At 61.3% G+C, this 24,551-nt stretch carries 17 protein-coding genes; 9 read left to right on the top strand and 8 right to left on the bottom strand.

Annotation, left to right across the window (positions count from 1 at the left end; all coding sequences use genetic code 11):
* Positions 1–6: 6 nt before the first annotated feature.
* Positions 7–975: a 3-keto-disaccharide hydrolase gene (locus CFE428DRAFT_RS09325; protein WP_006979268.1), complete on the bottom strand. Its 969-nt coding sequence runs from the start codon at positions 973–975 to the stop codon at positions 7–9.
* Between the two features lie 291 nt (positions 976–1,266).
* Here CFE428DRAFT_RS09325 and CFE428DRAFT_RS09320 point away from each other — a divergent pair, with 291 nt between their 5' ends.
* The 7 genes from CFE428DRAFT_RS09320 (at position 1,267) to CFE428DRAFT_RS09290 (ending at position 14,831) form a co-directional block, all read left to right on the top strand.
* On the top strand, positions 1,267–2,769 hold the full coding sequence (locus CFE428DRAFT_RS09320) for an arylsulfatase (RefSeq protein ID WP_006979267.1): 1,503 nt from the start codon (positions 1,267–1,269) through the stop codon (positions 2,767–2,769).
* 24 nt (positions 2,770–2,793) lie between these two features.
* A complete protein-coding gene (locus CFE428DRAFT_RS09315; RefSeq protein ID WP_006979266.1) occupies positions 2,794–4,560 on the top strand; it encodes an arylsulfatase in 1,767 nt (588 codons plus the stop codon).
* Positions 4,561–4,592: 32 nt separating this feature from the next.
* Positions 4,593–6,470 (top strand): sulfatase-like hydrolase/transferase, encoded by a 1,878-nt coding sequence (locus tag CFE428DRAFT_RS09310; RefSeq protein ID WP_006979265.1) that lies wholly within the window; start codon positions 4,593–4,595, stop codon positions 6,468–6,470.
* 222 nt (positions 6,471–6,692) lie between these two features.
* On the top strand, positions 6,693–7,187 hold the full coding sequence (locus CFE428DRAFT_RS33320; protein ID WP_083805047.1) for a MarR family winged helix-turn-helix transcriptional regulator: 495 nt from the start codon (positions 6,693–6,695) through the stop codon (positions 7,185–7,187).
* A gap of 26 nt (positions 7,188–7,213) precedes the next feature.
* Positions 7,214–8,524, top strand: coding sequence for an efflux RND transporter periplasmic adaptor subunit (locus CFE428DRAFT_RS09300; protein ID WP_006979263.1), 1,311 nt, complete (start codon positions 7,214–7,216; stop codon positions 8,522–8,524).
* Between the two features lie 35 nt (positions 8,525–8,559).
* The gene (locus tag CFE428DRAFT_RS09295; protein ID WP_006979262.1) at positions 8,560–11,706 is read left to right on the top strand and encodes a multidrug efflux RND transporter permease subunit; all 3,147 of its coding nucleotides are present in this window, start codon (positions 8,560–8,562) and stop codon (positions 11,704–11,706) included.
* Positions 11,707–11,708: 2 nt separating this feature from the next.
* The gene (locus CFE428DRAFT_RS09290) at positions 11,709–14,831 is read left to right on the top strand and encodes an efflux RND transporter permease subunit (protein WP_006979261.1); all 3,123 of its coding nucleotides are present in this window, start codon (positions 11,709–11,711) and stop codon (positions 14,829–14,831) included.
* A 467-nt stretch (positions 14,832–15,298) separates the two neighbouring features.
* Here CFE428DRAFT_RS09290 and CFE428DRAFT_RS09285 read toward each other — a convergent pair whose 3' ends face one another.
* The 5 genes from CFE428DRAFT_RS09285 to CFE428DRAFT_RS09265 form a co-directional block, all read right to left on the bottom strand.
* The gene (locus tag CFE428DRAFT_RS09285) at positions 15,299–16,315 is read right to left on the bottom strand and encodes a bifunctional heptose 7-phosphate kinase/heptose 1-phosphate adenyltransferase (RefSeq protein WP_006979260.1); all 1,017 of its coding nucleotides are present in this window, start codon (positions 16,313–16,315) and stop codon (positions 15,299–15,301) included.
* A complete protein-coding gene (locus CFE428DRAFT_RS09280; RefSeq protein WP_474373876.1) occupies positions 16,312–17,118 on the bottom strand; it encodes a GSU2086 family protein in 807 nt (268 codons plus the stop codon). The genes CFE428DRAFT_RS09285 and CFE428DRAFT_RS09280 overlap by 4 nt, the downstream gene beginning before the upstream one ends.
* A gap of 300 nt (positions 17,119–17,418) precedes the next feature.
* Positions 17,419–18,270 carry an HAD family hydrolase gene (locus CFE428DRAFT_RS09275; protein WP_006979258.1) on the bottom strand — a complete coding sequence of 284 codons (852 nt, stop codon included), beginning with the start codon at positions 18,268–18,270 and terminating at the stop codon, positions 17,419–17,421.
* Entirely contained in the window at positions 18,267–18,827 is a 561-nt protein-coding gene (locus CFE428DRAFT_RS09270) for a D-sedoheptulose-7-phosphate isomerase (protein ID WP_006979257.1), read from the bottom strand. The genes CFE428DRAFT_RS09275 and CFE428DRAFT_RS09270 overlap by 4 nt, the downstream gene beginning before the upstream one ends.
* On the bottom strand, positions 18,824–19,780 hold the full coding sequence (locus CFE428DRAFT_RS09265; protein ID WP_006979256.1) for an ROK family protein: 957 nt from the start codon (positions 19,778–19,780) through the stop codon (positions 18,824–18,826). Before CFE428DRAFT_RS09265 ends, CFE428DRAFT_RS09270 begins: the two co-directional genes overlap by 4 nt.
* Positions 19,781–20,057: 277 nt before the next feature.
* On the opposite strand from CFE428DRAFT_RS09265, the gene CFE428DRAFT_RS40375 reads away from it, so the two are divergent.
* Positions 20,058–20,861 carry an AraC family transcriptional regulator gene (locus CFE428DRAFT_RS40375; RefSeq protein ID WP_006979255.1) on the top strand — a complete coding sequence of 268 codons (804 nt, stop codon included), beginning with the start codon at positions 20,058–20,060 and terminating at the stop codon, positions 20,859–20,861.
* 17 nt (positions 20,862–20,878) lie between these two features.
* Here CFE428DRAFT_RS40375 and CFE428DRAFT_RS09255 read toward each other — a convergent pair whose 3' ends face one another.
* Both CFE428DRAFT_RS09255 and CFE428DRAFT_RS09250 read right to left on the bottom strand, forming a co-directional pair.
* The gene (locus tag CFE428DRAFT_RS09255; protein WP_006979254.1) at positions 20,879–21,379 is read right to left on the bottom strand and encodes a hypothetical protein; all 501 of its coding nucleotides are present in this window, start codon (positions 21,377–21,379) and stop codon (positions 20,879–20,881) included.
* A gap of 44 nt (positions 21,380–21,423) precedes the next feature.
* A complete protein-coding gene (locus tag CFE428DRAFT_RS09250; protein ID WP_131989662.1) occupies positions 21,424–21,606 on the bottom strand; it encodes a hypothetical protein in 183 nt (60 codons plus the stop codon).
* A 473-nt stretch (positions 21,607–22,079) separates the two neighbouring features.
* Here CFE428DRAFT_RS09250 and CFE428DRAFT_RS09245 point away from each other — a divergent pair, with 473 nt between their 5' ends.
* Positions 22,080–24,494, top strand: a complete 2,415-nt coding sequence (locus CFE428DRAFT_RS09245) for a PSD1 and planctomycete cytochrome C domain-containing protein (protein ID WP_064736162.1) — start codon at positions 22,080–22,082, stop codon at positions 24,492–24,494.
* The last annotated feature ends 57 nt before the right edge of the window (positions 24,495–24,551 follow it).

Below are 24,551 nucleotides of genomic sequence, written 5' to 3'. Positions count from 1 at the left end.
CCGCGCTTACTTCACCACCGGGCGGATGACGATGTTGCGGTAGTCGATACTGGTGTGATCGCCCTGCAACATCAGCGGGCCGGGCTTGGATTCGTCGCTGGTCAGCGCGCCGCCGGTGCAACCGAGCACCGGCTGATTGTCGATGATCTTCTGGCCATTGAGGATGACCGTGACGTGGCGATCCACGAGGGTGATGTCGAAGGTCTGCCATTCACCGATCGGCTTTTCCGCGGCCACGCTCGGGGTGATACGGCTGTAGAGCGCGCCCATGTTATGCGGATCGAGCGGCTTGCCGTAGGTCTCCGCGACCTGGATTTCGTAGATGCCGCGCAGATAAATGCCGCTGTTGCTGTTCGCCTGGGTGCGCGTCTCGAGCGTGAGGTTGAAGTCCTCGAATTCGCGATCGGTGCGCAGGTTGCCGAAATGCTTGCCCGCCTCAATGCGGTTCATGAGCACGCCGTCCACGACGGTCCAGCCGTTGTCCGATTTCGGATTCACCAGGCGCCAGCCGGTCAGGTCCTTGCCGTTGAAGAGCGTGATCGGCTCGCCGTATTTCACCTTGGACAGGTCGGGCGTCGGCGGCACGGGCGGAATGCGCTTGCCGGTGAAATCCGCGCGGCCGAATTCCTGGCCATCGCCTTTCGTTTTGACCGTGGTGAGTTTCAGGTCATCGCCGGACACATTGGCGGTGATCGTTTCGGTGACCGGGCCGGTTTTGCCCTTGGAAAGCCGGGTGACCGTCAAGGTATTGCCATCCACCTTCGCCCCCTCCGCCGGCACCACGCTGCCGCCGCCCCAGAGAATGCTCGCGTGCAACTGGCCATCTTTCTCCTCCACTCCGAGCCACCCGGCGGCGCCGCCGGGGATCGTCAGTGCCCAGCGTCCGATGAAGGGATTTTCCGCCCAGCCGGAGGAGACCACGGAGAGGAGCGCAAAGGCGAAGAAGCAGAGGAGTTTAATGGGAGAGCTTTTCATGACGGGGGTTGGGGAAGGAATCGGAAAGGGCGGCGATTGTTTCAGGCATTACGCGGTTTTCAATCCCAATAGCGCGGCGACCAGATGGACCTCTGAATCGCAATTCTTAATCCTTAATCCTTAATCTTTAATCGTTAATCGTTAATCCTTAGTCCTCCAGCCAGTCTGGGGATTAAGGATTAACGATCAAAGATTAAGATTAAGAAAGGGGCTCGAAGCCGGGTTGGGTCTCGTACCCCAAAAACTCCGCAACGATCCTGCTTCCCGGCAGTTTTTACCCCCATCCTCCCCATGAACGCGTTTCCCCGCCTTTTCTCTCTCGTACTGTGCTGTTGCCTGGCGGTCGTCGCGACTGCGCAGGGAGCTCCATCCAAGCCAAACATCGTCTTCATCCTCGCCGACGACACGGGTTACGGCGATCTTTCCGCGACGGGCAACCCGATCCTCAAGACGCCGCACCTCGACAAACTCTACAACGCCGCGGTGCGGTTCACCGATTTCCACGTCTCGCCGACCTGCTCGCCGACGCGTTCAGCGCTGATGACCGGCCGGCACGAATTCAAAAACGGCGTCACGCACACCATCCTGGAACGCGAGCGCTTGAATCCCGATGCCATCACAATCGCGCAGGTCCTCAAGAGCGCGGGTTACACCACCGGCATTTTCGGCAAGTGGCATCTCGGCGATGAGCCGGATCATCAACCTGGCCAGCGTGGCTTCGATGAAGTCTTCATCCACGGCGGCGGCGGGATCGGACAGACTTATCCGGGCTCATGCGGCGATGCGCCGGGCAATACCTATTTCAACCCGGCGATCCTGCACAACGGAAGCTTTGAAAAGACCCAGGGCTTTTGCACGGATATTTTCACGAACCAGGCGATCCATTGGATGGAGTCGGTGAAAGGTAAGCAGCCATTCTTCTGCTACATTCCTTACAACGCGGCACACGTCCCAGTCTCCTGCCCCGACGAATACAAGAAGCCGTACGAGGGCAAGGTCGACGATCATCTCGCGACTTACTTCGGGATGGTCGCCAACATCGACGAGAACGTCGGCCGCGTGCTGGCGAAGCTCGATGAATGGGGCATCGCCAAGGATACGCTGGTCGTCTTCATGAACGACAACGGCGGCCACGGACCCGCTTGCAAGGTCTTCAACGCCGGCATGCGCGGCAGCAAAGGCAGCGCCTGGCTGGGCGGCACGCGCGCCGTGTCGCTTTGGCGGTGGTCCGACACCTTCGCCCCACACGACGCGGCGGGGCTGGCGTCGAATATCGATTTCTTTCCCACGCTCGCGGAACTCGCCGGAGCGACGCCCAATGAGAAAGCACAGAAGCAAGTGGATGGACGCAGCCTCCTTCCCCTGCTGCGGGATGGGAATGCGCCGTGGCCGGAGCGGGTGCTCTTCACCCATGTAGGCCGCTGGCCGAAGGGCGCGGATGTGCAGGCTTACAAATACGCCGCTTGCTCGGTGCGCAGTGGTCAGTGGCATTTGGTCAGCGATGGGCCTCCCGGCAAACCACGCGAAAAAGGCTGGAAGCTGTTCGATGTCTCGAAGGATATCGGCGAGGACCACGACGTGGTGGCGGAGCACCCGGATGTCGTCACGCGCCTCGATGCGGAATACGATCGCTGGTGGGCGTCGGTGGTGCCGATGATGGTCAACGAGCACGCCCACTATTCCGGAATGAATCCGTTCAAGGTCCTCTACTGGAAACAATTCGGCGGCGGGCCGACGCCGGAAGAGCTCAAGCAGATGGGCTTCGATAAAGCGCCCACCAGCACCGCTCAATAATTCGTCTCACCCCGTTCACTTTCCATGCGCACGATCCGTCTACTCGCCATCCTGCTGTCGCTCTCCCTCGCCGTCGGCTCGCAAGCCGCGGACCAAAAGAAACCCAATGTCCTCATTGTGTTGGCAGATGACCAGGCATGGGGAGACCTCAGCATCAATGGCAATACCAACCTCTCCACGCCGAATATCGACTCGCTGGCCACCACTGGCGCGCTCCTCGATCACTTCTTCGTCTGCCCGGTCTGTTCGCCCACGCGCGCCGAGTTTCTCACCGGGCGCTATCATCTGCGCGGCGGTGTGCATGGGGTGTCTTCGGGCGGCGAACGCTTGAATCTCGACGAGCGCACGATTGCCGAGGCGTTCAAGGCGGCCGGTTACGCCACCGGCGCCTTCGGAAAATGGCACAATGGCATGCAGTATCCCTATCATCCCAACGCCCGCGGCTTTGACGAATACTACGGCTTCTGCTCCGGACATTGGGGCGATTACTTCGATGCCCCGATCGAGCACAATGGGCAGATCGTGCAAAGTCACGGCTTCCTGATCGACGACTTTACCCAGCACGCGATGGACTTCATCGAGCAGAACAAAGACCGCCCCTTCTTCTGCTACGTTCCGTTCAATACGCCGCACACCCCGCTGCAGGTCCCGGATCGGTGGTTCGACAAGTTCTCCAACATGGACCTCAAGCTGCGCGCCCGGAATCCACAGCAGGAGAAAATCGCCGACACGCGTGCCATCCTCGCCATGTGCGAGAATATCGACTGGAACGTAGGCCGCCTGCTCGCCCAACTCGACAAGCTGCACCTGGAGAACGACACGATCGTCATCTACTTCAGCGACAACGGGCCGGCGTTGTGGCGATGGAACGGCGAGATGAAAGGAAAGAAGGGCACGACCGACGAAGGCGGAGTGCGGGTGCCATTTCTCATTCGCTGGCCAGGTCACATCCCAGCAGGCAAACGCATCCCGCAAATCTCCGGCGCAATCGACCTGCTTCCCACCCTCACGGAGCTTACCGGCGTTCAGTCGGTCAGCACCAAGCCGCTCGATGGCGTGAGCCTCAAACCGCTCCTCACCAGCGACGTCAAAGACTGGCCCGATCGCATGATCTTCTCGCATTGGGCGGGCAAAACGAGTGTGCGTACCCAGCGCTACCGCCTGGACTCGGCCAATGCGCTTTTCGACATGGAGGCCGATCCCGTGCAGGATCATAACGTCGCCGCCGAACATCCCGAGGAAACCGCGCGTCTCTCCCAAGCGATGCAAGCTTGGAAAAAGGAAATGAAGTTGCCTTACCTGGCCAAAGACGACCGGCCGTTTACCGTCGGCTATACCGCTTACCCCTTTACCCAATTGCCCGCGCGCGATGGCATCCCCCACGGCGGCATCCAACGCAGTTCCAGGGCGCCGAACTGTTCCTATTTCACCCACTGGACCAGTCCGGAGGATAGCATCACATGGGACATCGACGTCGGCACGACCGGCAAATACGAAGCAGTCGTTTACTACACGGTGCCCGCGGCAGATGCTGGCTCCACCGTGGAGCTTTCCTTTCAGGGCAAGCGTCTCGAGAGCAAGGTGACGGAGGCCAACGATCCGCCCTTGCACGGCATGGAACGCGACCGCGCGCCGCGCGACCAGGAGTCATTTGTGAAAGATTTCAAACCGCTCAAGCTGGGAGATATCGAACTCACCAAGGGCCGCGGTGAATTGACGCTGCGCGCCCCGCAAATTCCGGGCAAGAGCGTGATGGACGTGCGCCTCGTCTTTCTCACGCTCAAAAAATAGCCGACTACCTCATCCCTCCTATCCCATTTCCCATGAAACTTCTCGGCAAACTCCTCCTCGCGCTGGCCTTAACCGCCAACCTTGCCTTCGCCGCGGATCGCCCGAACATCCTTTGGGTCGTGAGCGAGGACAACAATCCCTTCCTCGGATGTTACGGCGACCCGCTAGCCCACACACCGACGCTGGATAAACTCGCCAAGGAAGGCGTGCTCTACGAGCGCTGCTATGCCTGGCCGGTGTGTGCGCCCTCACGTTTCACCTTGATCACCGGGATGTATCCCACCACCTGCGGTCCGGCGGAGCACATGCGCGCCAACGGCAAGATTCCCGATTGGCTGCACGGCTTTCCCACTTATCTCCGCCAGGCTGGCTACTTCACCTCGAATAACGCGAAGACCGACTACAATTCGCCGATCAGCATTCCGGAAGCATGGGTGGACCAGGGGAAGAAAGCCCACTGGCGCAATCGCCCCGATCCCAAGCAGCCTTTCTTCAGCGTCTTCAATCATGAAGTCACCCACGAGAGCTGCCTCTTTCCCGAGAAAGAGCTGCCCCTCGATTTTCCGCCAATGGACCCGGCGAAGGTGCGCATTCCAGCTTACCAACCGGACACGCCGGAGATCCGAGCCGACTGGGCGCGCTACTACAACCACATGACCGTGCTCGACGAGCAGATCGCCGCGAAACTGAAAATGCTCGCCGATGACGGTCTCGCCGATGACACCATCATCTTTTACTACGGCGACAACGGCGGAGTGCTGCCCCGCAGCAAACGCTTCCTCGAGCAAAGCGGCGTGAGCGTGCCGCTGATCGTTTATTTTCCACCGAAGTGGCGCCACCTCGCACCCGCGGCCCCGGGCTCGCGCATCTCCGATCCCGTAAGTTTCCTCGATTTCTCCGAGACCGTGCTCTCGCTCGCAGGCGTGAAGATCCCCGATTACATGCAGGGCCACGCCTTTGCCGGAAATGCCAAGGCACCGGCGATTCAATACGTGCACATCACCCGCGACCGCATGGACGAGCGTTACGACATGATGCGCTCCATCTCCGACGGCCATTACATCTACGTCCACAATTACCGGCCCGACCTGCCCTTCGTGCAACCGCTCGAATATCAGTTCAAGGCACGCGGCTATCAGTCATGGGCGCGGGTCGCCGCGGAAGGCAAATTAACAAAGGACACCGCGCAATTCTGGGGCGAGAAACCGACCGAGGAATTGTACGAGATGAGCACCGACCCGGATAGCGTCCACAATCTTGCCAAGGACTCCAAATATCATGACGTGATGGCACGAATGCGTGCGGAATTGAAACGCGTCGTCCTGCAAAACAAGGACAACGGCTTCCTCCCCGAGGGCTCCGTGCTCGAAGGCTATGAGGCATCGCACAAGGAAGGCGCGTGGCCCGTGGAGAACGTCTACGCCCTGGCCACCAAGGCTTCCGAGCGCGACCTCGCCAATCTTCCCGCTCTCCTCGAAGCGCTCGAGGACAGCAGCGAACCCATGCGCTGGTGGGCGGCACAGGGGTGCACGATGCTCGGCGACAAGGCGTCCTCCGCCGCACCCGCCTTGCGCAAACACCTCAACGACGACTCCGGCGCCGTGCAAGTCGCCGCCGCCGAAGCGCTCGCCCGTATGGGCCAGGTCAAGGAAGCACTCCCGACCTTGGAGAAGCGGCTGCAAGCCCTCGACACCCCGCAGTTTGCGCTCCAAGCGGGCAACGTCCTCGATCGCCTCGGCGAAATCGCCCGCCCTTCGCTGCCCATCATGAAGCAGGTCCAGGAAAAGGTCGCCGGAAACACCGACGCCAAAAGCTATCCCTTTTATACCAACCGGATCCTGACCCACGCGATCGCCGTGTTGGAGGGCAAGACCGCTCCGTTGGTTTATCCCCAATTTTCCAAAAACTGACAAAAACTGGCTAATGTAGCGATAATCACTACGATTGATGTCTAGGTGTCGCGCCACAAAAAAGGCATAAGCTGGGCGGTGCTTCTGGATTCCCTCCTGACGTCTCGCGCTGCGTTACTGGGTCGCGAATAAAAAAAGCAAAATTCACATCCAAAGAAAGCAACAATTCGATAGTTGAGTAGTTCAATAGTTGAATTGCGACATTAATACCAGACTCAATCAATGAACCTTCCTCCTCGAGATTGCGCTGCTGAACTGCTCGACGTCGTCCCTCTCATGATGCGCGTCATCCGCTCCAAGGTCCGCTCCAACAGCAGTCCAGAGCTCTCGATGCCCCAATTTCGCGCTCTCGCTTTCCTTGGACGCAATGAAGGAGCCATGCTCGGCGACGTGGCCAATTTCCTCGTCCTCACCCTCTCCGCGACCTCCAAACTGGTGGACGCCCTCGTCAACGCCGACCTGGTCTCGCGGGAAAACGACCTCGAGGACCGCCGCAAGGTCGTCCTGAAGCTCAGCCCCGCCGGAAAAGAGAAGTTTGCCGCCGTCCGGGAGGCCACCGCCGATTTTCTTACGGAGCGTGTCGCGGAAGTCCCACTCGAGGACCGGGCGTGCATCGCCGATTCCATGCGGATCCTTCGCGGCATCTTCTCCGACGTTCCCCCGGAAACCAATGCGGCCCGTCTCCTGAAGGCGAGCGCCGGCAGTCTCCAAAACTAGTTTTCACCTCCATCCTCATCCGTCCCATGGCCAATTACATCGAACTGGAGCCCACGCCTGCCAAGCCCCGGCCCAATCTCCAACAACCCGAACCGAAGAAAGGTGGCTGGCTGATTTGGGTGATCCTGCTCGCCCTCGTCCTCGGAGGAATCTGGTTTTACACCCATCGCCCCGCATCCACCGCTACCACAGGCTCGGGCGGGAAAGGCCGCGGCGCGGGTGGTCCTGTGCCCGTCGTTGTCGGCGCAGTCACCAAAAAGGATGTGCCAATCTATCTCGAGGGCATCGGCACCATCCAGGCTTTGAATACCGTCACCGTCCGCACGCGGGTGGATGGCCAATTGGAAAAGGTGGCATTTGAGGAAGGCCAGGACGTGAAGGCCGGTGACGTCCTCGCCATCATCGACCAGGCGCCCTACAAGGCCGCGGTCGAGCAGGCCCAAGCCAAACTGAAACAGGACCAGGCCCAACTCAACAACGCCAAGCTGGACTACGATCGTTACGCCGATCTCGTCGCCAAGAAGGTCATTTCTTCCCAGCAGTACGACACCCAGAAAGCGCTCGTCGCCCAGTTTGAAGGCACCGTGGCCAACGACACCGCCGCAGTGGAAAGCGCCAAGGTGAACCTCAACTACACCACCATCGTTTCTCCGCTCGATGGCCGCACCGGCATTCGCCTCGTCGACCAGGGCAATATCGTCCATGCCGCCGACACCACCGGCCTGGTCGTCATCACCCAGCTCCATCCCATTTCGCTGATCTTCACTCTGCCCGAGCAGTCGCTCACCGCCATTCACAAGGAAACGGCCGACGGCAAGGAACTGGCCGTCCTCGCCATGGACCGCGACGACAAGACCAAGCTCGACACCGGCAAGCTCTCCGTCATCGACAACCAGATCGATATCACGACCGGCACGATCAAGCTCAAGGCGACCTTCGAGAACAAGGACCTCATGCTCTGGCCCGGCGAATTCATCAATGCGCACCTGCATCTCAGCACGCAGAAGGATGGCCTCGTCGTTCCGGCCAGCGTCATCCAGCACGGCCCGAATGGCACTTACGTCTTCGTCGTCCAGGATGACCAGACGGTCCAGATTCGCGAGGTCAAAGTCACCCGCAAGGAAAACGGCGACATGGCCCAGACCGAGGATGGCGAAGCGCTGATCGAGAGCGGTCTCGCCGAGGGCGAAAAGGTCGTCGTCGATGGCCAGTACAAATTGCAAAACGGTTTCCAAGATCGTCGTCTCCCACGGAGGCGGAGCTGGCCCGGCGGGCGCGCCCGCGGCCGGCACCAAGCCCGGCAGCCACGGACAGAGCGGGCACAAGAAGAGCAGTGAATTGAAATGATCGGCGCCCACCGCGCCGTGTATCGATGAATATTTCCGAGCCCTTCATCCGGAGGCCCATCGCCACCACATTGCTGATGGTTGGCGTCATCATCATGGGCATGCTGGGGTACTTCCTCCTGCCCATCTCCGCGCTGCCTCCGGTCGATTTCCCGACCATTCAGGTGGTCGCGCAATATCCCGGCGCCAGCCCGGACGTCATGGCCTCGTCGGTAACCACGCCGCTGGAACGCAATTTCGGCCAGATCAGCGGTCTCTCGAGCATGACCTCGGTCAGCTCCTTCGGGAACACCACCATCACCCTGCAGTTCGTCCTCGACCGCGATATCGACGGCGCCGCGCAGGACGTGCAGGCCGCGATCAATACCGCCTCCGGCGTGTTGCCCAAGGGCATGCCGAATCCCCCCACCTACAGCAAGGTCAACCCCGCGGATACCGCCATCATCAGCCTTGTCCTCACCTCGGATACGCTGCCTCTCGAGCAGGTCAACGACAAGGCAGACACCATCCTCGCGCAAAAGCTCAGCGAGGTCAGCGGCGTCGGTCTCGTCACCATCGAGGGCAACCAGAAACCGGCCGTCCGCGTGCGCATCAATCCCGCCGCCATCGCCTCGCTCGGCACGGGTCTCGAGGACATCCGGACCGCACTGACCAACAACAATACCAATCAACCCAAGGGCAACTTCGACGGTCCAAAGCAATCCTACGCGATCGGCGCCAACGACCAGATCTTCACCGCCAAGGAATACGGTGAAGTCATCGTCGCTTACAAAAACGGCGCGCCCGTCCGCCTGCGCGACATCGGCCAGGTCGTCGATGGCGTGGAAAACGTGCGTCTCGCTGGTTGGGTGAATGGCACTCCCGCGGTCATTCTCGATGTCCAGCGCCAGCCCGGCGCGAATATCATCGAGACCGCCGACCGCATCAAAGCGCTGCTGCCGAAGCTGCGCTCCATGCTGCCGCCGACGATCAAGCTGGAGATCCTGGCCGACCGCACCGAGACCATCCGCGCTTCGGTGAAGGACGTGCAGTTCACGCTCATCCTCACCGTCGTCCTCGTCGTCGCGGTGATCTTCGTCTTCCTGCGCAAATTCTGGGCAACGGTCATTCCCTCGGTCGCCCTGCCGCTCGCGATCATCGGCACCTTCGGGGTCATGAAGCTCATCGGTTTCAGCCTTGATAACCTCTCGCTCATGGCGCTGACCATCTCGACCGGCTTCGTCGTCGATGACGCCATCGTCATGATCGAGAACATCGTGCGCTTCATCGAAATGGGCGATCCGCCCATGGAAGCCGCGCTCAAGGGTGCGAAGCAGATCGGCTTCACCGTCATCTCGCTTTCCGTCTCGCTCATCGCCGTCTTCATCCCGCTGCTCTTCATGACTGGCATCGTCGGCCGCCTGTTCCGCGAATTCGCCATCACACTCAGTATCGCGGTCGTCGCCTCCGCTTTCGTCTCGCTCACGCTCACACCCATGATGTGCGCCCGCCTCCTCAAGCCGGAGCGCGAGGAGGACCAGGGCCGCTTCTACCACGCCACGGAGAAGATGTTCCAGTCGATGCTCAATCTCTATGAGACCGGCTTGAAGTGGGTCATGGCCCATCAATTCTTCACCCTCATGGTGGCCATCGGCACGCTCGTCGCCACGATCTATCTCTACATCATCGTGCCCAAGGGCCTGCTGCCCCAGCAGGACACCGGCCTCATTCTCGGCGTCACGGATTCCGCGCAGTCGATCTCCTTCAAGGCCATGGCGGAGAAACAGCGCGCCATCGCGGAAATCGTCCGCCAGGATCCGGATGTGCGCAGCGTCAGCTCCTTCGTCGGCGGTGGGGCGGTCAATGCCACGGTCAATAGCGGCCGCATGAATATCCAGCTCAAGCCGCGCGAGGAGCGCAAGGAAGACGCCAGCGCCATCATCAACCGCCTCCGCGAAGCGACCAGGAACGTCGAAGGCATTTCCCTCTACATGCAAGCGGTGCAGGACGTGCAGATCGACAGCCGCCTTAGCCGCACCCAATACCAGTATACGCTCGAGGATGCGGATGAAGAAGAACTCGCCGAGTGGGCGCCGAAGCTTCTCGCCAAATTCCGCACCCTGCCCGAGCTCTCGGACGCGGCGAGCGACCAGCAGTCGGACGGCTTGCAGATCAGCGTGGACATCGATCGCGAGCAGGCCTCGCGCTACAACGTCCTCACCCAGGCGATCGACGACACGCTTTACGACGCCTTTGGCCAGCGCCAGGTCTCGATCATCTTCACGCAGCTGAACCAGTATCGCGTCATCCTCGAGGTCGAGCCGCACTTCCAGCTCACGCCGGAATCGCTGACCAAGATCTATGTGAAGAGCTCCACCGGGCAGATGGTCCCGTTGAGCGCCTTCGCTTCGCTCAAGACGGTCACCGCGCCGCTCTCCATCCTCCATGAGGGCCAGTTCCCCGCCGTCACGCTTTCCTTCAACCTGAGCCCGAACAGCTCGCTTGGCGCCGCCATCGAAGCGATCCAGAAAGCCCAGCAGGAAATCGGGTTGCCCGACACGGTGGTGACCTCCTTCTCCGGCAGCGCGGCTGAATTCCGCTCTTCGCTGGCCAGCGAGCCCTTCCTCATCCTCGCGGCCATCGTCGTCATCTATATCGTGCTGGGGGTGCTCTATGAGAGCTACATCCACCCGATCACCATTCTCTCCTCGTTGCCTTCCGCCGGCGTGGGTGCGCTGCTCGCGCTCATCATTTTCCACATCGATATGTCGCTCATCGCGCTCATCGGCATCATCCTCCTCATCGGCATCGTGAAGAAGAACGCGATCATGATGATCGACTTCGCGCTCGACGCCGAGCGCAACGAAGGCCTGCCGCCCGAGCAATCCATCTACCAGGCGTGCCTGCTCCGTTTCCGCCCGATCATGATGACCACCTTCGCCGCGTTGCTCGGCGCCCTGCCGCTCGCCCTGGAGAACGGCACCGGCTCCGAACTCCGCAAGCCGCTCGGCATCGCCATCGTCGGCGGGTTGTTGCTCTCGCAATTCCTCACCCTTTACACCACTCCGGTCATCTATCTCTATCTCGACCGCATGGGCCTCCGTGTCCGCCAGTGGCGTGCGCGGAAGGGCCTGCCCGGTCTGCATGAAGAGACCCTGCCGGCCGTGAACCGGCGCCCGGAAGTCGGCGTGTAGACATGAATATCTCCGAGCCATTCATTCGCCGGCCAGCGGGGACATTCCTGCTCGCGGGAGGCCTCTTCTTCCTAGGCATCGTCGCCTATCACTTCCTGCCGGTCGCCCCGTTGCCGCACGTCGATTTCCCGATGATCTCGGTTAACGCGTCCTTGCCCGGCGCCGACCCCCAGACCGTGGCCTCCTCGCTGGCCGCACCGCTCGAGCGGCGCCTCGGTGAAATTTCCGGCATCACGGAGATGACCTCTACCAGTTCGCTCGGTGCCACCGGCATCTCCATTCAATTCGACCTCGATCGCGCGGTCGACGGCGCGGCCCGCGACGTCCAGCGCGCCATTGATGAAGCCGCCGCCGATCTGCCGATCAACATCCCCACCCTGCCCTCCTGGCGGAAACAAAATCCGGCGGACGCGCCGATCCTCATTCTCGCGATGACCAGCGAGACCCGGGAACCGACGCAGGTCTTCCAGTACGCCGACGAAATCGTCGGCCAGCAACTCGCGCAGCTGAAGGGCGTCGGCCAGGTAGTCATCAGCGGCGCGGAAAAATCGGCCGTGCGGGTGCAGGTCAATCCCGCGGCTCTGGCTTCCAGCCAGATCAGTCTCGAAGACGTCCGCAATTATCTCCAGCAGGTGAATGTGGACATGCCGAAAGGCAGCGTCGATGGCGACAAAGCCTCCTACGCGATCTACAGCAACGACCAACTCCTCGAAGCCGGCGAGTATCGCAATCTCATCCTTGCCACCAAGAACGGCACGCCCATCAAACTGAGCTCGGTGGCCAACGTCGTGAACGGCGTCGAGAACTCCCGTCTCGGCGGGTGGGCCGGCACCAAGCCGGCCGTGCTGGTCATCGTCTTCAAGCAACCCGACGCCAACGTCATTGCCACGACGGATCTCGTGAAGGCCGCTCTGCCCACGACGGAAAAGTGGCTCCCGCCCAGCGTGCACCTCGATGTGATCAGCGATCGCACCATCACCATCCGCGCCTCGGTGGAGGAAGTGCAGTTCTCGCTCATGGCGAGCATCGCCCTGGTGGTCATGGTCATCTTCCTCTTCCTGCGGCGCTTTTGGCCCACCTTCATCGCCAGTGTCACCGTGCCGCTCTCGCTCGCCGGCACATTCGGCGTCATGTACCTGCTGCACTACAGCCTCGACAACATTTCGCTCATGGCGGTAACCATCTCCGTGGGCTTCGTGGTCGACGACGCGATCGTCGTCATCGAGAACGTCTTTCGTTTTGTCGAAGAAGGCGAAAAGCCGATGGAGGCCGCACTCAAGGGCGCGCGACAAATCGGCTTCACCATTATCTCGATCAGCCTGTCGCTCATCGCCGTGTTCGGTCCGCTGCTTTTCATGGGCGGCTTGATCGGACGTCTCTTCCACGAATTCGCCGTCACGCTCAGCGCGGCGATTGTCGTCTCCGGCGTCATTTCCCTGACCCTCACGCCGATGATGTGCTCGCGCTTCCTCAAGGCCGAAGCCGCGCATCCGAAGAAGATGAATTTCATCCAGCGCTGGAGCGAAGCGGGCTTGAACTGGATGGTCAGCCATTACGAGAGCAGCCTGAAATGGGTTCTGCGCCATCAGCTCCCCATGCTCCTCATCACCCTGATGACGATCGTCATGACCATCTGGCTTTACGGGGTGGTGCCGAAGGGCTTTTTCCCGCAACAGGACACCGGCCAGATGCACGGCACGACGGTCGCCGGTCAGGACGTTTCCTTCCCGCAGATGGTCAAGCTTCAGGGGCGCATCTCGCAGATTCTGTTGGAAGATCCGGCCATCGATACTTTCAGCTCCTTCATCGGCAGCGGCTATCGCAGCAGCAGCGTGAACAACGGCAGCTTCTTCCTCAGCCTCAAACCGAAATCCGAGCGCAAGCTCAGCGCGGATGAAGTCATTGCGCGCATCCGCAAAAAAACCGCGGGCATCGAAGGCATCCGGCTCATCCTCAGCCCCGACCAGGACATTCGCGTGGGCAGCCGTGGCGGCAGCAAAGGACAGTATCAATACGCGCTGCAGAGCGGCGATCTCGAAGACCTCAACCAATGGACGCCGAAGCTCATGGCGGCACTCGCCAAGCATCCGGAGATCAAGGATATCGATAGCGATCTGCAGACCCGCGGTCTGCAGACCACGGTCGTGGTGGACCGCGATGCGGCCTCCCGCCTCGGGGTGTCTCCCATCGATGTCGACAACACGCTCTACGATGCCTTCGGTCAGCGGCAGGTCTCGACGCTCTACGAGCAATACAACCAGCATCACGTGATTCTCGAGGTCGATCCGAAATTCCAGACCGATCCGAAATATCTCAATCAGATCTACGTCAAATCCACCACCGGGGCTCTGGTGCCGCTCTCCTCGGTCTCCAAGTTCCAAACAAGCAACGCGTATCTCACCGTCAGCCACCAGGGTCAATTCCCCTGCGCGACGATTTCCTTCAATCTCGCGCCGGGCATCTCGCTCGGACAGGCGACCGAAATCGTCGAGCAAACCAAGCACGAGCTGAATATGCCGTCCTCGATCAACGGCAGTTTCCAGGGCACCGCGCAGGTCTTCCAGCAATCACTCTCCAGTCTGCCCATCCTCATCCTCGCCGCGCTCATCACCGTCTACATCGTGCTCGGCATGCTCTACGAGAGCCTCATTCACCCGATCACCATTCTCTCCACGCTGCCCAGCGCCGGTCTCGGTGCGCTCCTCGCGTTGATGCTCTTCCACTCCGAGCTCTCGCTCGTCTCCTTCATCGCCATCATCCTGCTCATGGGCATCGTGAAGAAAAACGCCATCATGATGATCGACTTCGCCCTCGAGGCGGAGCGCCATCAAAACATGGGCCCGGAAGAAGCCATCTTCAAAGCCTGCATCATCCGCTTCCGCCCGATCATGATGACCACCATGGCTGCCCTCCTCGGCGCCGTCCCGCTGGCCATCGGCATGGGCGTCGGCGCGGAATTGCGTCAACCGCTCGGCATCGCCGTCGTCGGCGGCCTCATCGTCTCGCAAATCCTCACCCTCTACACCACGCCGGTCATCTACCTCTTCTGGGAGCACCTGCGCCTCTACTTCCGCGGCCCGGAAAAACATACCTCCGAGGAACTCGACTGGGAAGGGGCGCGTTGAGCATACAGAACGCCCGACAAAGGCAAAACATCCAACATCCAATGGAAGAGGCGCCACCGCACACGCTTGTGCCATTGGGTGTTGATCGTTGGATCTTGGATGCTTCCCTTTCTTCGCCCTTCCCCTTTGCTGAGAATCGTCCAAGAAAAATTTCCTCATAAGGAGCGGCAATGCCATCGGTAAGCGTTTGGCAAAGACGCGCGAAGCGCTCCAAAAAAAAGCCAGTCATCCTGAGCGGAGCGGGGTAGCATGGGCGGAGTCGAAGGACCTCCAATTTTCGTGGGTTTTCGCGCGGAGCCCCACGTGCAGCACTGTGTCCACGGCCTCATTTCTCCCACCGCCTTCGCCCGGGATATTGGAGATCCTTCGACTCCGCCCATGATTCCCCGTTCGCTCAGGATGACGGCTTTTTGGGAGGGCGCTTGCGCTTTTCCTCTGCGACCTCTGCGTCTCTGCGCCTCTGCGTTTTAACCCAACAGCCCCTTCATCTGCGCCACCGACGCGCTTCCCGATGTCCCTAACTGGTGGATGACAATCGAAGAAGCCAGCGCCGCGACACTCAAAGCCTCGCGCAATTCCGCGCCCCCTGCGAGTGCCGCCGCGAGATTCGCCGTCACCGAATCCCCCGCCCCCACGACGTCGATCGTCCCACGCAACGCCAACGCCGGCACATGCTCGCTGCGCCCATCGGGCAATGCGCCGACCAACCCACGCTCGGCCATGGTGACAAACACCGCGCGTTGATTCTGCTGCGCCAGTTCCACCGCCGCACTGCGGACCTCCTCCAGCGACGATTGCGCCGGCATCCCGGTCAGCGCGGAAAGCTCCGCCGCGTTCATCTTGAAAATCACCGAGGAAAACCCGCGCAATCCACGACGGCTATCCGCCAGCACGGGAATCGGCGCCGCTTTCTTTTCCAGCGCTTCCACGCGCGCCAGCACGGACTTCGTCACTACACCCGTTTCCTCGACATCGACCTGGTCCATCAAGATCACTGCATCGACTGCCCCGCGCAGCTTCTCCACGGAGTCCGCGATCCGATCGGCGACCTCCGCCGGCGTTGGCGTCCAGTTCTTGGAATCCAGCCGATTGAGCTCCCGCGGCGGCTGCCCCGGTTCCATGATCAACGGCTTGCAATAGGTAAACGTGCGCCGCGCCGACGTCTGAAAAAAGTGCGCCGTATCCACGCCCGGCAGCGCTCCGAGCGCCCGCAGCAATTCATACCCCTCCCCATCCTCACCGCAGAACCCGACGGGAAAAATCTGCCCCACGCCGAGCGCCACGAGGTTGTTCAGAATCGTCCCCGCAGCCCCGGGCTGCGAACGCACGCGGGCGACATTGTAAACCGGCAATCCCGTCTCGATCGAAACCTCCGCCCGCGACGGATCGATCTCCAGGTAGCGGTCGAGGCAAAGATCGCCGACGACGGCGATGCGCAGTTTCGAGTAACGGCTGGCGATTTCTGAAAGGCGATCCGGGGTCATGCGTTCTGGAGAGCGTGCGCAAGATGATGCACGAAAGCGGCGTTGTCGCTTTGCAGGTAATGCATCGGCGCGCCCATGCGGGAGAAGCTTTTGCAAAAGCGAAGGTAGTAAGCGGCGTTCGTCTTCGGCGGTTCGCCCTTCGTCCAATCCCATCCGCCACCGTCCTGCAAATCAACCACGTAAATGTGGTGCCCCTGCACGATCTGCCGCCCCGACTGCAGGCGCATGTTGTTCACGCAACTCAGCGATTTCTCGAAGACCTGCGGCCCCATGATCGCCGACCCAACCGACAATACGACGCCGCCATCGAGCCCTTCCACCGAGCCGCCGAATAATTTGAAATCCAGCTCCCCCGCACGCCCGATCACCGAGCCGCTGAAAATCGGATGATTGGAAATGATGTCGTAGCCGATCCCCGGATGCACCGTCATCGGCACGCCATGCTTCCAGGCCGAAGCCAGGATCGAAGCCTGTTTCCAACGATGCTCGATCGCCACGCGCCCCGAGGACACGCGTCCTTCGCGCAAGGCCTGCAGCAGGTCCGCCCGAGCCGCGGTCAGCGGATGCCCCGGCTCCGCTGCGATGCTCTGCGCCAGCGCTTCCGCGCCCGGCACATTCGCCCCGTCCTCCGCAATATAACGCCCGAGTGAACGCCCATAGCCGAGCCCATCCAGCGCCCCGGCCATCAGCGCGAGGTGAATATTCGTCGCCGTCTCGTGCCACGTGCCAAACGTCCCGCTGGCCACATTCATCTCCACACTCTCGGTGGAGGCGCCAAACCAGGCGTATTCCCAATCGTGAATCGTTCCCGCGCCATTCGTCGCCAGATGCGTGATCCCATCCCTGCTCCATGAGCCGGTCGAGAATCAACGCCGTGCCGTTGCGCAGGAGATGCGCGCCGTAGAGCAGCATCACGCTCGCCCCACGTTGCTTCGCCGCGCGAATGTGCTCCGCCGCCCCTTGAATCTGCCGCGCCAATTCCTCCGACACCGGCTTCGGTGCAGAGTCCGGCGGAATCAGGATATCCTCCGCGCGGGTCAGGCTCTTCCGCTCGGCCAGCGGAAATACTTTCAGTTTCGACAGATCGAGCTGCTGCACCGTTTTCATTTTTGCAGGAGATAGTCGACCAGCGCGACCGCATCGCGGAAATCCGGGAGCGCCGCGTCCGCGCCGGCGTCGAGCAACTGCCGCCGCTTGAATGCATCCATCACCCCAGAGCCGTTGTGATCTTCATCGCTGCACACCGCGATCGCCAGGCCACCGAGTTCTTTCGTCGACGAAAGCTCCACCGGCCCATCGCCGAAGGACAACAGGTGTTCGCCCTGAATCCCTTCTTCCTTCAGCAACCGCTGAAACACCGCCATCTTCGAAAAGGAGGTCGGGTCGGCGGGACTGCCGTAAATGTGCTCGCCGAAATACTGCGCGAGATCCAGCGCCTCCGCTTCTTCGCGCACGCGATGCTCGATGGTGCTGCTGAGCACGATCGGCTTGATGCCCAGCTCGCGCAGACGCTCCAGAAGTGCCCGCGCCGCATGCACGACAAAGGCATCATGCGGCACCGCCCGGCTGCGAATCGACAGCAACCGCGCCGCGATCTCCGCATCGAGCTCATCCTGAAACTCCCGGCGCAGATCCTCAGGCACCAGTTCTTCTCCCGTGCGCTCCTTCACCACCTCGGCAAAGCGTTGCATCTGCATAATCGTCGGCCGCCCATTCAAACCAAAGACGATACTGTTGAACAGCGCGGTCCGGTCAGCGGCGCTCTCTCCATCCTGCACCGGCAAATGGCGCCCGAAAACGCCGAACATAATCTCCGGCCAGCCATGGCGCACCCACGAAAGCGTGCCATCGAAATCGAACACCACATGCGAGATGCCGGGACGCGGTACCAGGCTTGGACGCACCTCGACGTCGCCGGTGAATCGGGGCAGAGGACGGGCAGCAGCGCTCTTCACGCGGTCTTCTCCATGAAGGCGTAGCAGATCATGTGGAAGATGTGCATGTGCACGTCTTCGACGCGGCCGTAGTGCGTGTCGTCGACGACGATCACCTGCCCGGCGATGTCCGCCAGCTTGCCGCGCTTCGCACCCACCATGGCGATGGTGTGCAGCCCATTCTCCTTCGCCCAGGTGAACGCCTTCACCAGGTTCGGCGAACTGCCGCTCACGCTCGCGGTGATCAGCACATCGCCCGAACGGGCGAAATTCTGCAGCTGGCGCAGGAAGATATCGTCGTAGCTGTAATCATTTCCCAGCGCGGTGATCCATGCGAGATTGTCGGTCAGCGATTGCACACGGAAGCGCTTGCCCACGGCATCCGAGGAACCCTTGCCAAGGTCGGTGGCAAAGTGCGAAGCATTCGCCGCACTGCCGCCGTTGCCGATGGCGAAAATTTGCCGGTCGTTTTCCCAGGCGGTGCGGACGGTTTCCGTCGCCTTGGCGACCGCGTCGAGCGGTACGGAATCCACGGCACGGTGTTGAGCAGCAATGTAGCTTTGAAGCCAGTCTTTCATAATAGGGGTGTGGTTTTGGAACTATTGAACCGGTCCGCCGCCATGAGCAGCGCGCCGACCGGCACGGAATCCTCGCGCAAGCCCGCGAGGCGCACCTGCGGGCCGGGATGAAAGACATCCATGATGAAGCTCGGCAGCCGCTCGGCCACCGCCGCGCGCAGCGGCTCGCCGATCAGCGACACGCCGCCGCCGATCACGATCACTTCCGGATGCAAAAGCTGCACGACCACGCCGAGCGCATTGGTGAAATGGCCGGCCAGGGTCTCCACCAGCGAGGTCGCCAGCGCGTCGCCGGCTTCCAGCGCCTTCACCAGATGCCGCGCCTCACCGCCGCTGCCCGGGTTCTCCTTGACCAGTTGCGCCAGGGTGGATTCCGGCGCGTTCTCGACCGCCACGCGAATCGCACAATCCAGGCTCCAGCCCGAACAGTCGTCTTCCAAAATGCGTTCCGGCCCATGCAGCCGCAGATGGCCAAACTCCATCTCCCCCGGAGGCGCGCCGTGATAAATGCGCCCATCCACCGCGAGCCCCCCGCCGACCCCGCTGCCCATGTTCGTATAGAAAACCGGATTCATCCCCTTGCCCGCGCCGCAGATCGCCTCGCCGAGCGTAGCCAGATTGCTGTCATTCTCCACGAAGACCGGCAGCGAAGTCTGCTCCCGCAACCAATCGGCCATGGGAAAATCCGACCAGCCGGCGATGTGATACGACTTCCAGATGCGCCCCGTACGCCAATCCACCGGCCCGCCGTAGCCCACGCCAATCGCCGACGGCTGCCACTTGGCAATCAACTCCGGCACGCCCCTGGCAATCTGCTCGCGAATCCCCTCCGCCCCGCGCGCCCTGTCCACACTGAAGCGCACCCGATCCACGATCTCCCCGCCCTCGGTCCCGACGCAAAGCTGCAGCTTCGTGCCGCCTATTTCGATGGCCAGAAAATGGGGAGTCGTCATCCTTGGGCGGGAAGCTGTGGATTACGGTCGGTCATGGAAAATCGGAATTGTGGGCGTGTCGGAAGCTTCAGTCAATCTACCCCGCCACCGCTTAGTGGGTGGGAGAATTCTTAATCCTTAATCTTATTCGTTAATCCTTAATCCCGCTTCGGTACGGAGGGATTAAGGATTAAGGATTAACGAATAAGGATTACGAAGGCGGCGCTCAGAACCGCCAGGAGCACAAACAGTCTTGCACGAAACGCCCGGCGCGTCTTGCTTGTCCGCGGCAATCTTTATGCGAAATGCGACACCACTCCGCCCCACCCGCCAGCCGCGCGCATTACCGAAGCGTCATCTACCCACCCTCGCCCGCGAGCGTGCCACCTGGGTCCGCCGCCTCGCTCCCGAATCCCTCTTCCATCGCATCTTCGACTACCTGCCCGACCTCACCTTCTTCGCCAAGGACGCCCGTGGCCGCCTCATGGTCGCCAGCCGCCGCATCTATGAGCTCTATGGGCTGAGCGACGACCACGACCTTATCGGCCTCACCGATTTCGACTTGAACCCCGACAGCATGGCCCGCTCCTACACCGGCGACGACGAGCGACTGCTCTCCGGCCAGGCGCAGGTCATCGAGCGGCTCGAGTTGTGGTTCGACCGCCAGGGCCTGCCCGATTGGGCGCACGTCACCAAGCTCCCCCTCAAGGACACCCGCGGCCGCGTCATCGGCGTCATGGGCGTCCTGCGCCCGCCCGACGCCCGCGAGCGCCAATTCCCCGCCTTCAACGTCCTCTCCCAAGCCGTGCTCCGCATGCGCCAGGGCTTCGGCGGACGCCTGACCATCGAAACCGTCGCCAGCGAATGCGGCCTCTCCCTGCGCGCCATGCAGCGCCAGTTCCAACGCGTCTTCGGTCTCACCCCGCAGGAATTCCTCATCAAAACCCGCGTCGCCGCCGCCTGCCACCTCCTGCGCACCACCGCCCGCGCATTAAGCGACATCGCCACCGACTGCGGCTTCGCCGATCAAAGCTCCTTCACCCAACTCTTCCGAAGGCATGCCGGAGTTACGCCGGGTCAGTATCGGAAGGCGGCGCGGTAATGGAAAGTGCGGAACTCTTAGTTCTGAAACGGGAGTTTGGAACGATTTCTGACTGCTTTTCCGGCACGGCAAAAATCGAGAAGCCAGAGAGCATCTGAACGGACCCGCTCGTCGGAATCTTCCACACAACGTTGATAAAGCTCCTCGCCGGCGAAAATCGAATCCTCGACCGTGGGAGCTTGTGGAGAAGGGTGTCCATACATCGCACGCTGCCCGCATTGAGCGCAAAGGCGAAGAAAGTGAATTAGCTCGAGTTTCATGGAAGAGCACATTCCTGTGCTCCGCTCTCCGAGCGTCGCGGATTCAAGCGCCTCGATAACAAAAGGGATAACAAAGGGAGTGACGGTATAGAGCGTGTATTGGTGAAACGCACAACTCAGTAGGAAATAGTTAATCGCCTCCATCCGATCCTCTTCTTCCACAGAATCGAAGGCGCGTATCCATTTGGGCGCGTCCACCGCATCGCCGTAAGCGTGTTTCAGCTTTCCCCATGGGACCAGATCGATCTTCCCGAACATATGCTTCAGTCAGGCTGACCCGCGCGAACTCAATGCTAGGTGGTTTATTTGAAAAGTTCCTTGATCGCCGCATTCACATCTGGCGGTGCCGGAAGCTGGTAATCGTAAAAGTATTTGGAGGTGATTCCCATCACCTCGCCGTCGAGTTTCGATACCGTGCCAACCCAAGCTCTCTCGGGACGAGTTCCCGTGGCACGGCGGACGAACTCGACGTGCGGTAATGCCATGTTCCAAGTCCAATGGATGACCCTGCCATCCTTGACCATAACCAGGATGCAATCTCCGTCCCTCATTTGAACTGTCTCGCCCATATTTGGCATTAGCTGATGTCAGCCCCGTTTTCAATTACGGCAAGGAAGAACTCTGAGAATGGCGGCGAGCTTTCCTCGCTCCCAAGCTCCAGCTTGGGAGCGCACTGGTCTCGGAAGCTCCAGCTTCTTTAGCCGACACGGACGAAGCTCGAGCTTCGCAGACAGGTGCATGCCCAAACTGGAGCTTGGGCACGAGGCGTGAGTGAGCCCGCACGGCTCCTTTCCACAGTCACCACGCTTCCAGGTTCCGAAACTCTGCGACCTCTGCGTCTCCGCGTCTCTGCGTTTTAAACCCACGCCCATCCTCCACGGGACGCCAAGAATTCACCAGAAACTCTGTCCCAATTCCCGTGGTTCACGCTGTTACCTCTGTGATGCCCCTCCCCGCCATGTCTTTCCGTTCACTTTCCCTCGCGTGGACTGCGCTCTTTGCGGTCTCGGCTTCCGGCCTGGCCGCGCTGGCGCCCGATGCGGCCCAACCCACGGCCGATCAGCTCGCCTTTTTCGAAAAGAACATCCGGCCCGTGCTGGCGGACAAGTGTTACAAATGCCACTCCGCACAATCCGAGAAGGTGAAGGGCGGGCTGGTGCTGGATACCCGCGAGGGCATTCGCATGGGGGGCGATAGCGGGCATGCGGTGGTCCCGGGGAATCTCAAGGAAAGCCTGCTGGTGACGGCGCTGCACTGGCAGGACAAGGATTTGCAAATGCCACCAGAGAAGGATGGCGGCAAGCTGCCGGACAACGTCATCGCCGATTTCGAGAAGTGGATCATCATCGGCGCGCCGGATCCGCGCGATGGCGAGGCCAAGGTGGTGGCGCGGAAGATCCTCGATCCGAAGGAGGCCAAAGCCACGCTCTGGGCCTTTCAGACGCCCAAGGCGGCGCCGCTCCCCGAGGTGAAGGACACCGCGTGGCCGCACACGGAGGTGGACCGCTTCATCCTCGCGGCCCAGGAAGCGCAGGGGCTGCATCCGGTGGGCGATGCGGATCGCCGGTCGCTGATTCGCCGCCTGTATTTCGATCTCATCGGGCTGCCGCCCACACCGCAGCAGGTGGAGGATTTCGTGCAAAACAAATCGCCCGACGCTTACGCCAAGCTGGTGGATATTCTGCTCGCCTCGCCGCAATTCGGCGAACGCTGGGGGCGCCATTGGCTGGACGTGGCGCGCTATGCGGAGAGCACGGGCAAGGAGCGCAACTTCACCTTCCAGGAGGCCTGGCGGTATCGCGACTGGGTGATCTCGGCGGCGAATGCCGATGTGCCCTACGACCAGTTCATCCGGGAGCAGATCGCGGGCGATCTTTTGCCGGCGAAGAATGGCGCGGAACACGCCGCGCATTTGACGGCGACCGGTTTTCTCGCCATCGGGCCGAAAAGCTTGCAGGAGAAAAACGCCGAGCAATTCCGCATGGATCAGATCGATGAGCAGATCGATACGACGTCGCGCGCGGTGCTCGGCCTCACCGTGGCCTGCGCGCGCTGCCACGATCACAAATTCGATCCCGTGCCGCAGAAGGAATACTACGCGATGGCCGGCATCTTCCGCAGCACGGAGACTTTTTACGGCACGGGCGGCACGGGCATCAAAAATCGCAATGCCTCGACGCTGATTCCGCTGCCGCCGCCGACGGAGATGCTCGCCTCCACGGACGCGCCGCCACCGGAACCGGCGGTGACGATGCCAAATCGCAAGGAAGGCGGGAAAAAGAAGAACAAGAAAAAGGCCCAGCAGAATACGCCGGCCACGGTGAATGTGCCGCTGGATGGCGCGGTGATGGGCGTGGAAGAAGGCAAGCCGGGCAATGCCCGACTGCTGGTCCGCGGCGAGGTAGCGCAACCGGGCGACATCGTGCCGCGCGGCATGCTCACGGTGCTCTCGCCGGGCGACGTGCCGGCCATTCCAACGGATCACAGCGGACGGCTCGAGCTCGCCGAGTGGATGACGTCGCCGACAAATCCGCTCACCGCGCGCGTGGAGGCGAATCGCGTTTGGTCGTATCTCTTCGGCCAGGGGCTGGTGCGGACGGCGGATAACTTTGGCGCCACGGGCGAGAAGCCGAGCAATCCCGAGCTGCTCGATGCGCTGGCGGTGCAGTTCATGCACGATGGGTGGTCGGTCAAAAAACTGGTGCGTTCGCTGGTGCTGAGTCACACCTATCAACTCAGCAGCGCGCACGATTCGGTGGACAGCGAGAAGGATCCCGACAATCGCTTGCTGTGGCGCGCGTCGCCGCGGCGGCTCGATGCGGAGGCCATCCGCGATGCGCTGCTTACGGCCAGCGGGCAATTGCAATTTCAGCCGCCGCACGGCTCGGCGGTGCAGACGGCGGGAAAAGGTTACGTCGGCAAGGGCATCCAGCCGGAGCGCTTCACGCAGATCACGGCGAATTACCGCAGTGTGTATCTGCCGGTGGTGCGCGATTTCGTGCCGGAGGTGCTGGATATCTTCGACTTCGCCGAACCGAGCCTGGTGGTGGCCGCGCGCGACGTAACCAACGTTCCCGCGCAAGCGCTGTATCTGCTGAATAACGGCTTCGTTCGCGATCAGGCGGCGGCGATGGCGAAACGCGTCCTCGCGCAACCGGTATCGTACGAGCAGCGCATCACGCTCGCCTATGAATACGCGCTCGGTCGTCCGCCGAATGCCGCGGAAATCGCGCGTGCGGAGAAATATCTGCTCAGCGAAGGCCGCGGACTGTTGCCGGTCAAAGGCGGCAAAGCCGACGACGCGGCGTTGCTTTCGTGGAGTACGTTCTGCCAGGCGCTGTTTGCCTGTGCGGAGTTTCGCTATCTCAAATAGATGAATGCGGAATTCGGAGTTCGGAATGCGGAATGGTTCGCGGCGAAAGTCCATTCG

The sequence above is a fragment of the Chthoniobacter flavus Ellin428 genome, assembly GCF_000173075.1.
Lineage (GTDB): Bacteria > Verrucomicrobiota > Verrucomicrobiia > Chthoniobacterales > Chthoniobacteraceae > Chthoniobacter > Chthoniobacter flavus.
The sequence above is the reverse complement of the archived record's forward strand: the minus strand, read 5'-3'. Positions and strand labels throughout refer to the sequence as shown.

Coding starts and splice junctions, on each gene's coding strand:
- CFE428DRAFT_RS09325 (WP_006979268.1), bottom strand. CDS start 975: ATGAAAAGCTCTCCCATTAAACTCCTCTGCTTCTTCGCCTTTGCGCTC.
- CFE428DRAFT_RS09320 (WP_006979267.1), top strand. CDS start 1,267: ATGAACGCGTTTCCCCGCCTTTTCTCTCTCGTACTGTGCTGTTGCCTG.
- CFE428DRAFT_RS09315 (WP_006979266.1), top strand. CDS start 2,794: ATGCGCACGATCCGTCTACTCGCCATCCTGCTGTCGCTCTCCCTCGCC.
- CFE428DRAFT_RS09310 (WP_006979265.1), top strand. CDS start 4,593: ATGAAACTTCTCGGCAAACTCCTCCTCGCGCTGGCCTTAACCGCCAAC.
- CFE428DRAFT_RS33320 (WP_083805047.1), top strand. CDS start 6,693: ATGAACCTTCCTCCTCGAGATTGCGCTGCTGAACTGCTCGACGTCGTC.
- CFE428DRAFT_RS09300 (WP_006979263.1), top strand. CDS start 7,214: ATGGCCAATTACATCGAACTGGAGCCCACGCCTGCCAAGCCCCGGCCC.
- CFE428DRAFT_RS09295 (WP_006979262.1), top strand. CDS start 8,560: ATGAATATTTCCGAGCCCTTCATCCGGAGGCCCATCGCCACCACATTG.
- CFE428DRAFT_RS09290 (WP_006979261.1), top strand. CDS start 11,709: ATGAATATCTCCGAGCCATTCATTCGCCGGCCAGCGGGGACATTCCTG.
- CFE428DRAFT_RS09285 (WP_006979260.1), bottom strand. CDS start 16,315: ATGACCCCGGATCGCCTTTCAGAAATCGCCAGCCGTTACTCGAAACTG.
- CFE428DRAFT_RS09270 (WP_006979257.1), bottom strand. CDS start 18,827: ATGAAAGACTGGCTTCAAAGCTACATTGCTGCTCAACACCGTGCCGTG.
- CFE428DRAFT_RS09265 (WP_006979256.1), bottom strand. CDS start 19,780: ATGACGACTCCCCATTTTCTGGCCATCGAAATAGGCGGCACGAAGCTG.
- CFE428DRAFT_RS40375 (WP_006979255.1), top strand. CDS start 20,058: ATGCGAAATGCGACACCACTCCGCCCCACCCGCCAGCCGCGCGCATTA.
- CFE428DRAFT_RS09255 (WP_006979254.1), bottom strand. CDS start 21,379: ATGTTCGGGAAGATCGATCTGGTCCCATGGGGAAAGCTGAAACACGCT.
- CFE428DRAFT_RS09250 (WP_131989662.1), bottom strand. CDS start 21,606: ATGGCATTACCGCACGTCGAGTTCGTCCGCCGTGCCACGGGAACTCGT.
- CFE428DRAFT_RS09245 (WP_064736162.1), top strand. CDS start 22,080: ATGTCTTTCCGTTCACTTTCCCTCGCGTGGACTGCGCTCTTTGCGGTC.